Origin of the sequence: Streptococcus oralis, from assembly GCF_016028255.1 — a bacterium.
Lineage (GTDB): Bacteria > Bacillota > Bacilli > Lactobacillales > Streptococcaceae > Streptococcus > Streptococcus oralis_AC.
Map to the genome: position 1 here is coordinate 1,826,664 of NZ_CP065707.1, position 12,099 is coordinate 1,838,762.

At 40.5% G+C, this 12,099-nt stretch carries 10 protein-coding genes and 1 pseudogene; 1 reads left to right on the forward strand and 10 read right to left on the reverse strand.

Features of this window, described 5'->3' with window-relative positions:
* Window positions 1–78: 78 nt before the first annotated feature.
* From secA to I6G42_RS10080, 3 genes are all read right to left on the reverse strand, one after another.
* Window positions 79–2,592, reverse strand: a complete 2,514-nt coding sequence (gene secA, locus I6G42_RS08965; RefSeq protein ID WP_038805573.1) for a preprotein translocase subunit SecA — start codon at window positions 2,590–2,592, stop codon at window positions 79–81.
* Between the two features lie 160 nt (window positions 2,593–2,752).
* Complete coding sequence (locus tag I6G42_RS08970) at window positions 2,753–3,043, reverse strand: hypothetical protein (RefSeq protein ID WP_038805574.1); 291 nt, start codon at window positions 3,041–3,043, stop codon at window positions 2,753–2,755.
* A gap of 18 nt (window positions 3,044–3,061) precedes the next feature.
* Window positions 3,062–3,397 (reverse strand): hypothetical protein, encoded by a 336-nt coding sequence (locus I6G42_RS10080; RefSeq protein WP_038805575.1) that lies wholly within the window; start codon window positions 3,395–3,397, stop codon window positions 3,062–3,064.
* Window positions 3,398–3,606: 209 nt separating this feature from the next.
* Between I6G42_RS10080 and I6G42_RS08975 the strand changes: the two are divergent.
* Window positions 3,607–4,875 (forward strand): annotated as a pseudogene (locus I6G42_RS08975) (transposase).
* Between the two features lie 97 nt (window positions 4,876–4,972).
* Here I6G42_RS08975 and ftsX read toward each other — a convergent pair.
* The 7 genes from ftsX to I6G42_RS09010 form a co-directional block, all read right to left on the reverse strand.
* Window positions 4,973–5,899 carry a permease-like cell division protein FtsX gene (gene ftsX, locus I6G42_RS08980; protein ID WP_038805578.1) on the reverse strand — a complete coding sequence of 309 codons (927 nt, stop codon included), beginning with the start codon at window positions 5,897–5,899 and terminating at the stop codon, window positions 4,973–4,975.
* Window positions 5,892–6,584: a cell division ATP-binding protein FtsE gene (gene ftsE, locus I6G42_RS08985; RefSeq protein ID WP_000022257.1), complete on the reverse strand. Its 693-nt coding sequence runs from the start codon at window positions 6,582–6,584 to the stop codon at window positions 5,892–5,894. Before ftsE ends, ftsX begins: the two co-directional genes overlap by 8 nt.
* Window positions 6,585–6,602: 18 nt before the next feature.
* Window positions 6,603–7,698, reverse strand: a protein-coding gene (gene prfB / locus I6G42_RS08990; protein ID WP_125453345.1) for a peptide chain release factor 2 whose coding sequence is annotated in 2 segments (ribosomal slippage) — window positions 6,603–7,625 and window positions 7,627–7,698 — 1,095 coding nt in all. Because the reading frame shifts where the segments join, the coding sequence is not laid out codon by codon here.
* 111 nt (window positions 7,699–7,809) lie between these two features.
* Entirely contained in the window at window positions 7,810–8,466 is a 657-nt protein-coding gene (locus I6G42_RS08995; protein ID WP_000268640.1) for a CBS domain-containing protein, read from the reverse strand.
* A 131-nt stretch (window positions 8,467–8,597) separates the two neighbouring features.
* Window positions 8,598–10,025, reverse strand: coding sequence for a cytosine permease (locus tag I6G42_RS09000; protein ID WP_038805581.1), 1,428 nt, complete (start codon window positions 10,023–10,025; stop codon window positions 8,598–8,600).
* A gap of 459 nt (window positions 10,026–10,484) precedes the next feature.
* Window positions 10,485–11,912, reverse strand: a complete 1,428-nt coding sequence (locus tag I6G42_RS09005; protein WP_038805582.1) for a cytosine permease — start codon at window positions 11,910–11,912, stop codon at window positions 10,485–10,487.
* Window position 11,913: 1 nt separating this feature from the next.
* Entirely contained in the window at window positions 11,914–12,099 is a 186-nt protein-coding gene (locus I6G42_RS09010) for a hypothetical protein (RefSeq protein WP_038805583.1), read from the reverse strand.

Here is a 12,099-nt window from a genome sequence, read left to right on the forward strand (position 1 = left end):
ATTCATCTCCTTATAAAGCAAACGGACACCAAGCAAAAATGTATTTTCACCAGGTATCCGCCTGTATCTTATCACATATTATTGTCTCTTACCATGACAGTTCTTGAATTTCTTACCAGATCCACATGGACATTGGTCATTTCGTCCGATTTGGCTCAAGTCCACATCTGCTGGAAGATGAGTCTGCTGTGCTGCAATATTACGAGTCGCAGTTGTACTGATATTGTGTTCCGTTTGCGGACGTTCTTGTTCGTGGATTTGTGCTTTCATCATCAAGCGGGTCACATCAAACTCAATCGATCCAATCATGTCGTTAAACATGCGGAAACCTTCTGCTTGATATTCTACAACAGGGTTGTTTTGGGCATATCCACGAAGACCAACAGCATTTCGCAACTGGTCAAGAGCATCAATATGATCTGTCCACTTGTTATCTACAACACGTAGAATCAAGACCTTTTGGAATTCTTTCACTGCATCTTCATCACGAAGTTTAGCAACTTGGCTATCATAAACCTTCAATGCACGTTGATACAGCTCATCTTTGATGGCCTGATCTGACAGATCGGTAAGATCTGAACGGCTGATTGAATCTTCTGGAAGTAAGTTGTACTTAGCAAAGTTCAAGATTGCTTCCAATTTTTCATCTTCTTTCGAACGAGCATGTGCATCCACGATACGGCCAATGGTACGACGGATCATAGCATGGATTTCTGGGGCCAAGTCACGATCTGCAGTAATGACATCATAACGTTGTGCATAGATGATTTCACGTTGTTCACGCATAACGTCGTCGTATTGAAGGACCTGTTTACGAGTGTCGTAGTTGTTTCCTTCGACACGTTTTTGAGCTGCTTCAACTTGACGCGTTAACATGCGAGATTCGATGGCTTCGTCAGACATATTGAGACGTTCAAAAACACCTTTCAAACGTTCTGAACCGAAACGTTTCATCAAATCATCTTCAAGAGACAAGTAGAACTGCGACTCACCTGGATCTCCTTGGCGTCCTGAACGTCCACGAAGCTGATTATCGATCCGGCGACTTTCGTGGCGTTCTGTACCAATGACGCAAAGTCCACCAAGCTCACGAACGCCTTCACCAAGCTTAATGTCGGTACCACGACCGGCCATATTGGTTGCGATGGTAACCGCACCACGCTGACCAGCATTCATGATGATTTGAGCTTCTCTGTAGTGGTTTTTCGCATTCAAGACTTCGTGAGGAACACCTGCTTCGACCAATTTCTTAGAAAGGAAATCACTCGTTTCAACGGCAACAGTACCTACCAAGACTGGCTGACCCTTTTGATAACGTGCCTTCACATCTTCAACCACGGCCTTGAATTTTGCATCAAGGCTAGCATAGAGAAGGTCTGAGTGGTCGATACGTTGGATTGGACGGTTGGTTGGGATTGGGATGACACGAATGTTATAGATTTCACGGAATTCTTCTTCTTCTGTTTTACCAGTACCTGTCATACCTGCCAATTTCTTATACATACGGAAGAGGTTTTGGTAGGTAATAGAAGCTGAAGTCTTAGTTTCGTCTTGGATTGGCACACCTTCCTTGGCTTCAATCGCCTGGTGCAAGCCATCAGAGTAACGGCGACCTTCCATGGTACGACCTGTAAATTGATCAACAATCAAGATTTCCTGCTCTTCGCTGACCACATAGTCAATATCAAGAATCATGATATAGTTGGCACGGAGGGCATTGTCGATAAAGTGAGTAAGAGCCACATTTTCAATATCGTAGAGATTTTCCAGTTTGAAGTAGCTTTCAGCCTTATCAATCCCTGAATCAGACAAACCAATGGTCTTAGACTGAATGTCGATGATATAGTCATCTTTGTCCAAAGATTTGACAAAGTGATCCGCCATATGATACAGCTGACTAGTCTCCACAGCATTGGCTCCTGAAACGATCAAAGGAGTACGAGCTTCATCAATCAAGATCGAGTCAACCTCATCGACCAAAGCATAGTTGAGCGGACGCTGTACCATGTTTTCTGCCCGAACAACCATGTTGTCACGAAGGTAGTCGAAACCAATCTCTGAGTTGGTTGAGTAGGTGATATCGCAAAGATAAGCTTCTTTCTTCTCCATTGGTGACTTAGCAGCCAAGTTAATCCCTACTGACAAACCAAGCCATGAGTACAATTCACCCATCTCAGTCGCATCACGTTCCGTTAGATACTCGTTGACCGTTACTACGTGAACCCCTTCACCTGCAAGGGCATTGAGGTATACAGGCATCGTCGCTGTCAAGGTCTTCCCTTCACCAGTACGCATCTCTGGAACGTCACCATGGTGAAGAACAATCCCACCCATGACCTGAACCTTATAAGGGAAAAGTCCAAGGACACGTTTTGCAGCTTCACGAACTACCGCAAAAGCCTCATAGAGCAATGAATCCAGCGATTCACCCTTATTGTAACGTTCCTTAAATTCATCTGTTTTTGCTTTTAGCTGGTCATCCGTCAAGGCTGCCATCTGATCTTCATATTTGAGAACCTTGTCTGCCATCTTTTCCAGACGACGAAGTTCTCCTTTATCATTTTCGATAATCGTTTTTAAAATATTAGCCATTATTTTCCTTACTTTAGATTCTGAATATTTTAGAATGTTCTTTTAATTCTAGCACATTTGCTCTTAATTTTCAAGAAAGAATCCGCGTTTCAAAAGGGAAAAGAGGCTGACTTCTAGGTCAGCCTCTTAGCTTTTTATGGACTACACTTCACACAAAAATTTAATTGCCAAGCAGAGCTGGCAAAATTCCAAAAATCAGGAAAAGATTGATCCAGAAGGCCATGCAAAATAGCACTCCAAAGAGGAAGAGACTCATCTTTTTAGTCAGTACTGAGAAAAAGATTGCCAATACACCAAAGACGACAAAGAGTTTTTTCATGATGAAGAAATAAACCGAAACTCCTCCTATTTGCAAATCCCATGGAAGACAAAAGACCAGCAGCCATAACAAGCAAATCGTAAGAATGTAGGTTTTGTAGTATTGATGAATGAACTGCTTTATTTTGAACATCAGAACCTCCTCTAAACTTTAGCTGTTGATGGATGTCCTCGTTTTGTTCTCTTGTTTCAGCTTGAACATTCTCTTTAAACAGGCATATATTTTCCAGTCATTCACAAGAGACAAAAAAACTAAAAGGAACCATATCCCCCAAATTGTTAAATCAGCAGGATTTTTCAAGACAATATTGAAAATTAAAAATGAAAAAACGGTAAAAGCGATACTGAACAAAGCCCACAGAGGAAGATAAATCCAGTAAAAGTAATAGAAAAACGCGAAATATTTCCTATTTTTGTCCGCCTTCTCAATCCAATGGAAAAAGTAAAAGTAGGGTGATAAAAGCAATAATATAAAAAATTTCTCCATCACACACCTCTTTTTAATAACGTTTTCTTTGATTTCATTCTATCAAAAAGATCTGGAAATGTCTTCCCAGATCTTGCTTGTTTATTTGGCTCTATAATATTTGTAGTGGGTCAATCCCCTATAGATATGATGGAGTCTATTTTGTTGTAGAAAAAAGTCCCATAAGATCTATAATGAAAAGCGACCAAACCATCATTAGAAAGAATCATATGGAACCATTACATTTTATCACAAAACTACTCGATATTAAAGACCCCAATATCCAGATTCTAGATGTCGTCAATAGAGATACACACAAGGAAATCATCGCTAAACTGGATTACGAGGCCCCATCTTGCACCGATTGCGGATATCAAATGAAGAAATATGACTTCCAGAAACCGTCTAAGATCCCTTACCTTGAAACGACTGGTATGCCTACCAGAATTCTTCTGAAAAAAGCGTCGTTTCAAGTGCTATCATTGTTCGAAAATGGCGGTGGCTGAGACTTCTCTCGTCAAGAAAAATCACTAAATTCCTCGTATTATCAATCAAAAGATTGCTCAAAAGTTGATTGAAAAGACTTCTATGACCGATATTGCCCATCAGCTTTCCATTTCAACTTCAACTGTTCTCCGAAAGTTCAATGACTTCCGTTTTAAACATGATTTTTCTCGTCTTCCAGAGATTATGTCTTGGGATGTTGAAACAGTCAGGGGAGTGACTGTTTCAATCGGGAGATGAAGATGAGCTTTATTGCTCAGGACTTTGAAAAACTCAATATCATCGCTGTCCTTGAGGGAAGAACACAAGCTGTCATCCGAAATCACTTTCTTCGATACGATAGAGCTATTCGCTGTCAGGTAAAAATTATTACTATGGATATGTTTAGTCCTTACTATGACTTGGCTAAACGACTTCGCTTTCGAATTTCTAGGCTCAGGCTGAAACAGTCTACCAGACTGTTTCACTCCCAAATGCAAAAATTGTACTAGATCGCTTTCACATCGTTCAACATCTAAGCCGTGCCATGAGTCGTGTGCGTATCCAAATCATGAATCAATTTGAACGAAAATCCCATGAATACAAGGCTATCAAACGTTACGAGAAGCTCATTCAACAGGATAAAAGAGATTCTAGATAAGCTTTTTAGCTATTCAGAAGACCTGAAACACCACTATAATCTTTATCAACTCTTGCTTTTTCACTTTCAGAATAAGGAAGCTGAAAAATTCTTCGGACTCATTGAGGACAATCTAAAGCAGGTCCATCCTCTTTTTCAGACTGTCTTTAAAACCTTCCTCAAGGATAAAGAAAAGATCGTCAACACTCTCCAATTACCCTATTCCAACGCCAAATTGGAAGCAACGAATAATCTTATTAAACTCATTAAACGAAATGCCTTTGGTTTTCGGAATTTTGAAAACTTCAATAAAAGAATTTTCATCGCTCTCAACATCAAAAAAGAAAGGACGAAATTCGTCCTTTCTCGATCTTAGCTGACTTCAACCCACTACAGTTGACAAAGAGCCAGAAAACTTCTCTTTTAAAATTGTATTATTTCTGATTTGGTCTGCAAGTTGCATTTATATCCAACTAGATCTTCAAGAATCGACGCATTGAAATACCTGATCCGATTGCCCCAATGAAAATACCAATCACAAACAATAGGACTGTCATCAAAGGAATAAACACATCTGGTGTAATCATTGACAAGTTTTGCCCCACCAAGGATTTATTGACAGATTGATAAACCATATTGTAGATAAAGAATACAAGGACTGAAGGAATCGCTGCACCTAGTAAGCCAATAAAGGCACCCTCTAGCAAGAATGGTCCTCTAATATAGCCGTTTTTAGCTCCTACTAGACGCATGATTTGAATTTCACGGCTCCGAGAAATAATGGTAATACGGATAGTATTGGAAATCAAGAAAACCGCAATGAAAATCAAAAGCCCTGCAATAACTAAGCCCCAAACACGGATGAAGGAAGCCAGTTCGAAAAGTCGTTGAGTGTTGGCACCACCGTCTTGAACCTCAGATACCCCTTCAATTTTCTTGGCCTCTTCTGCTACTTTAGGAACATCACTCGGAGTATTGGTATCAACGATATAGGCATCATAGAGAGGATTAGCGTCTCCTTCAAAGACCTTCCAATCGTCTCCCATCGTTTCAGTCAATTTTTGATACTGCTCTTCCTTGCTTGAAAAAGTGACACTCTTAACACCTTGCATGGCTTTTAAGGCATCATAAACCTTGTGATAGTCATTATTGGTAACTGTCTGACCTTCTTTTTCAATCGTTTCACTATTATCTGCTACATCCTTACGAATGTAAACCATGACACGAACATTGTTTTCAATATCGGTAGCCAGTTTCGCTGTATTAAAAATTACAGATGCAAACAGGGCAACGAGTGTCAAGGTAATCATAACCGAACTCACTGCTGCCACTGTCATCCAGCCATTTCGTTTTAAACTTTTGAGTGATTCAAATAAATGGCGAAAAAATCTACTAATCATCGTATCCATATTCTCCTTTAGCTTCGTCACGAACGACACGGCCATTTTCAATGGCAATGACACGGTGGCGCAAGGTATTTACAATCTGGCTATTGTGAGTCGCCATCAAGACAGTCGTACCTTGGAGATTGATGCGTTCCAACAGATTCATAATTTCCCATGAATTATCTGGGTCCAAGTTTCCTGTCGGCTCATCGGCAATCAATACCTTAGGATTGTTGACAATCGCACGGGCAATGGCAATCCGTTGCTGCTCTCCACCTGAGAGTTCGTTAGGGAAAGAGCGAACCTTATGTTTCAAACCAACCAGGTCCAAGACTTCCATAACACGTTTTTTGATGTTGCGACGGTTCTCTCCGATAACTTCCATTGCGTAAGCAATATTTTCATAAACGGTTTTCTTGGGCAAGAGTTTGTAATCTTGGAAGACTACCCCAACACTGCGACGGAGCAGAGGGATATCTTTCTTCTTGATTTTAACCAAATTAAAGCCTGCAACTGTTAGGCTCCCTTTTTCAATCTTTACTTCTCGATATAAAGCTCGAATAAAGGTTGACTTCCCTGCTCCAGAAGGCCCAACGATATAGGCAAATTCTCCTGGTTCAATACTAAGAGAGACTCCACGAAGAGCAGTCGTTCCGTTATCGTATTTTTTGACAACATCTCGCATTTCAATGATTGACATGTGAGTTCCTTTCTATTTTTAGCTGATTCGCCACTTGAGATAGGCGTCGATGAAACCATCAAGATCTCCATCCATGACCTTATCTACCTGGGCAACTTCAAAGCTCGTACGGTGATCTTTTACCATGGTATAAGGTGTGAAGACATAAGAACGAATCTGACTTCCCCATGTGATTTCTTTTTTCTCACCTTTGAGGGAGTCGACTTCCGCATCTTTCTTTTCTTGCTCCATCTGATAGAGCTTGGCTTGCAACATCTTCATAGCACGATCTCTATTTCCATACTGGGTACGATCGACCGTTGATTGGACGACAGTTCCCGTAGGAATGTGTGTCAAACGCACACCTGTTGAAACTTTATTGACGTTTTGTCCACCAGCACCACCTGAACGGAAGGTATCCATTTTGATATCATCTTCACGGATTTCCACTTCGATGGTATCGTCCAACTCAGGCATAACCTCAACGGATGTAAATGAAGTATGGCGGCGTTTGGCAGAGTCAAATGGTGAAATACGTACCAGACGGTGAACACCCATTTCCGACTTGAGAAGACCGTAAGCATTAGGACCTTCAAAGGACAAGGTCACAGACTTGATGCCCGCTTCATCACCAGCTTGGTAATCCAAGACTTCTACTTTAAAGCCTTTTGCATTCCCATAACGAGTGTACATACGGAGCAACATATCACCCCAGTCCTGAGCCTCTGTACCTCCAGAACCTGGATGGATTTCCAAGATGGCATTATTATGGTCATAAGGTTCTGACAAGAGAAGGGTCATCTCGTAGCTGGTCATCATCTTATCCAGTTCTGTCAACTGTTCGACCAGTTCATCATGGACTGACTCATCTTCTGCTAAAAAGTCCAATAAAATCTCAACTTCATCCTGCAATTCTTCCATTTTACGGAAGGTGTTGTAGGTGTTTTTTAATTCATTTAATTCTTGCGACGTTTTTTGGGCCGCGATATTATCGTTCCAAAAATCAGGTTCTGTCATCTTGTTTTCCAAGATGGCAATTTCTTCCTCTAAGCCTTCGAGGTCAAAGAGACCCCCTAAAAGAAGCTAATTTTTCACGATTTGCGTCAATTTTTTGACGAATTTCTGAAATGTCCATAAATACTCCTTTATTCACATCGTTTCATTATACCACATTCTCTCATTTCTTTCCATATTTTGCTTGTTATTTCAAATTGTATACAAAAAAGAGGGCTTTCACCCTCCATATTTATAACTTTTTAGCAGAGGTTCGAGCAATCTCCTCTACTTGGATACCTTGCGCTTCAAATTTCTCCTTCAGAAAGGTTAAATCAATCATCCCATCAATTTGAACTTCAATCACGACCTTACCATCCTTGCGCGGAATATTGACTGTGTGTGAAATATTCAGATTTTCTTCTACAATCAAGGTCACAATCTTGCCCAAAACCCCGACTTCATTTTCCGTAATAAACCGAACACGAATTCCTTCCTCGCCGTAGCCAGCAATTTCTAGAAAGGCTTGAAAAACATCACGATCTGTAATCACACCGTAAACCTGCTGGTTGTCCACAACTGGAAGAATACCGATCTTATTCTTCAACATGAGATAGGTCGCATCTTCTAGACTTGCATAACCTGACACTGTGATGACATCCCGAATCATGACGTCTTTGACTTTGGTCTTATTGAGAAGATAATTCATCTCATAGATGGAGAGACTGGTTGCTTTAGACGGACTGGCCTCAGCAATGGTTCCTTCTGTTACAAGACCAACCAATTGATCATTTTCGATAACAGGCAAACGGTGCAAGCCTTGCTCGCGCATCAAATCTGCTGCATGTGCTACAGTCGTATCTGGACTGATATAAACTACCTTGCGGGTCATAAAATCTTTAACTGCCATGAGACTTCTCCTTCTTTATTGCTACTATAATTATACACTTTCTTACAAAAACTATCAAACGCTTTCATCTCTTTTTCAAGATTTTGTAACATTCAATCACAAAAAAGAGAGAACCAAAGTTCCCTCTATCCTTAAATAGTAACTGAATCTCTATCCTTAATCATATAGCATTTTAAAGGAGTTAAGCTAGCTAGCCAGTACAATAGACCACCAAAGATCGCAGTAAAGCCACTACCAGTTGTGAGCAAGAACATAGGACTCTGGATATGCTTTGTTACAGGGTTGTAAACAAATAGTACTGCAACTAACAAGGAAATGATTACACAAGATAATCCTACCAGATTAAATCCTTTGGTAAACTCATAGGCGTCATGTCCTTCAAGGAAATAGGCTGAACGCAAATCGAGTTTTCGTTTTCTTAAGATAAAATAGTCAACAACGATCATTCCGATAATGGGTCCTTGAATATAGGCCGCCAGCGAGATGAAGGAACCGAAGTATTCATCCACTCCTCCCCAAATCGTAAGTAGGCTCACATAAACCATGGCAATCCAAACCATTAGTTTATAACTTACTTTGGGCATCCCGCTTTTTACAATCATACAGTTCACATACGATCCTGTACCCTGAGTTCCAATATTGGCAAAGGCTACTAATAGTAAACTTAAAAGCGCAAAGGCTGGTGTGCTTAGAGTTGAAAGCATGGTTGTTGGGTCACTTTCATAGACACCTGTTTTGACAAACATGGCTAGAGCCATGACTCCACCTGTCGCAGCAAAGAATGGCGCAACAACCCCGTATGACAAGGCTGTAGCCCAATAGCCACTGCGTTCTGATTTTGCCAAACGTGGTAAGACAAAGGCTTGTGTAGACCAAGAAAAGGCTACGGCCACATTTCCTTCCCCTGACATCATAAAACGTTCAATCGGTGTCAAATTTTCTTGGATAGCAGGTTGGACATTCATAATATCCCTAATCGGAACCGCAACAAAACAGATTCCAACGATGATTAGCCCAACAAATAACAAGGCAACCACCAGGAAGCGATTAGTGCCTTTAATCACCTCTGGCCCCCCAAGAGCAATCAGCGTTCCAAGGAGAACACAGAGAGTGCCTAGAATCGGTGCCCATACTCCCTTGTCCAAACCAAGTCCAAAATTATTTGCCAAATGAATCATGGAGCTGGCAAAAAGATTGGCGGTAACGGCGTACCAACCAAAATTTGCCAGACTAATCACGGTTGATAGAACGGCCACCCCTTTTCTACCTAGAACGGCTCTCAACCAAATCCATAAATCAATTCCATATTTAACCGCAAACAAGATTGGGAGACATTCAATAAAGACCCAGATAATGTTGAAACTAAAAATATTAATCAACATTTGATTAAAGGTCAAATATTGAGCCACATAAGCTCCTTGGGTATAACACCAAGTTGCGATAGCAAAACCACTTGTCGATAAGAAGAGATCCCAGAAAGAATACTGACGATCCTTGTTGGTCATGGGAACGATTCCCGTTATGGTCTCCTGTTGAATGAAGTCATTCATCTTGGACATTTTATTGAATACCTCCTGTCATGGCTAGGATAATCAGAATATGATTGACTAGAATCATATCAATTACTTATGTAAAATAAACTTTTAAGAAAGGGGGGATAAATACACATAGATTAAGGCTTTCATTTTTTAGTTTCACCTACAACTAATTGTTCAAGTTCAATACCAATTCTCATTTTGTCAGTCCTCCGACTAAAAATTAATTTTAGTTGACCATACTGCCCACTATAGTTGTACTAAATATAGAGAAACTTTCCTAATAGATTTACTTAAAATAACCCTCACAAAAGAGTGATAGTATGATGTTCCAAACGCCTGAGCTAGATAGCTGTATTTCGTTTTCACGTTTGGAATTTCTTCTACAGAAATTTCAAATACCTGTTCAGCCTATTCTACCGTATCAATAAAGATTTTCTAAATTCTCTAGTAAGGGGGACGTTTCTAATCAATCCTCTATCCTTAAATCGTAACAGAGTCCCGATCATTGATCATATAGCGTTTTAACGGAGTTAAGCTAGCTAACCAGTACAATAAACCTCCAAAAATCGCAGTAAAGCCACTACCCGTTGTGATTAAAAAGATTGGGCTTTGAATCTGTGCTGTTACAGGGTTATAAACAAATAGTACTGCAACCAACAAGGAGATAAATACGCAAGACAAGCCAACCACGTTAAATCCTTTGGTAAACTCGTAAGCATCGTGTCCTTCAAGGAAATAAGCTGAACGCAAGTCGAGTTTTCGTTTTCTTAAGATAAAGTAGTCAACAACGATCATACCAATAATTGGTCCCTGAATATAAGCAGCTAGTGAGATGAAGGAACCGAAGTACTCTTCCACTCCCCCCCAGATTGTAAGTAGGCTCACGTATACCATGGCAATCCAAACCATTAGTTTATAGCTTACTTTGGGCATCCCACTTTTTACAATCATACAGTTCACGTATGATCCTGTCCCTTGGGTCCCAATATTGGCAAAGGCTACTAGTAGTAAACTTAAGAGTGCAAAGGCCGGGGTGCTTAGAGTTGAAAGCATGGTTGTTGGATCACTTTCATAAACACCTGTTTTAACAAACATGGCTAGAGCCATGACTCCACCTGTCGCAACAAAGAATGGCGCAACAACTCCGTATGATAAAGCTGTAGCCCAATAGCCACTACGTTCTGATTTTGCTAAACGCGGTAAAACTAATGCCTGTGTAGACCAAGAAAAGGCAAAGGCAACATTTCCTTCTCCAGAAAGCATGAAGCGTTCTAATGGCGTCAAATCTCCTTGGGTAGCCGGTTGAATGTTCATAATGTCAGTGATAGGCACGGCTACAAAGCAGATTCCAACGATAATGAGACCGACAATCAACAAGGCAATTACCAAGAATCGATTGGTCCATTTAATCACTTCTGGGCCTCCAAGAGCAATCAGCGTTCCAAGAAGAACACAGAGTGTACCAAGAATAGGTGCCCATACTCCCTTGTCCAAACCAAGACCGAAATTATTTGCCAAATGAATCATGGAGCTAGCAAAAAGATTGGCCGCAACGGCATACCAGCCAAAGTTAGCCAAACTAATAATGGTTGATAGCAAGGCCACTCCTTTTTTTCCGAGGACAGCCCTCAACCAAATCCACAAATCAATTCCATATTTAACCGCAAACAGAATTGGGAGACATTCAATAAAGACCCAGATAATGTTGAAACTAAAAATATTAATCAACATCTGATTAAAGGTCAAATATTGAGCCACATAAGCCCCTTGGGTATAACACCAAGTAGCAATGGCAAAACCACTTGTTGACAGAAAGAGATCCCAGAAAGAATACTGACGATCCTTATTGGTCATGGGAACAATTCCCGTTATCGTCTCCTGTTGAATAAAGTCATTCATCTTGGACATTTTATTGAATACCTCCTGTCATGGCTAAAATAATCAGAATAAGGTTAATTAGAACCAAGCCAATGACTATAGTAAAATCACTTTTTAGAAATGGCTGAGCAAACACATAGTTTGGTGATTCCATTTCTTCTAGCCTTCTTTTCGTTTCATTTGCTATTAATTCTTCAATTTCAGATGTCGGCTTCAT